Annotated in this window: 1 pseudogene; it reads left to right on the forward strand. The window is 71.4% G+C overall.

Annotated features, from left to right (window positions below):
- Window positions 1-283 (forward strand): annotated as a pseudogene (locus BIU91_RS18685) (hypothetical protein); the annotation flags it as partial.
- Window positions 284-388: the final 105 nt, after the last annotated feature.

Here is a 388-nt window from a genome sequence, read left to right on the forward strand (position 1 = left end):
GATCTCCGCGATGGCGGCCGCCGCGCCGTCCGCTGACCAGGACACGCTCCGATCCGACCTGGTGACGCCCTTCCGCACGACCGGAGCCGGTGACGGGGTCCTGATCGTGCACGGACGGGGCATCCTGGCGCCCGGGGTCCGTACCCTGTGGCGCTGGTCGCTGTGGGTCGAGCAGGAGTCCGGCCGACTCGAGCGTCGTGCCGACGTGAAGATCGCGGCCTCCGCCGTGCTCGACGTCACCGATCCCGAGCACCCCCGCCGCGAGTGGAACGACGCCTGCTGACCGGCGCTGGTAATCTCGCCTGGTGCTCGAAACCGCGCCGGACGGCATCCTCCTCGTCGACAAACCGCAGGGGATCTCCAGCCACCGGGTGGTCTCCATCGCCCG

Source organism: Curtobacterium sp. MMLR14_002, assembly GCF_001864975.1.
Taxonomy (GTDB): domain Bacteria; phylum Actinomycetota; class Actinomycetes; order Actinomycetales; family Microbacteriaceae; genus Curtobacterium; species Curtobacterium flaccumfaciens.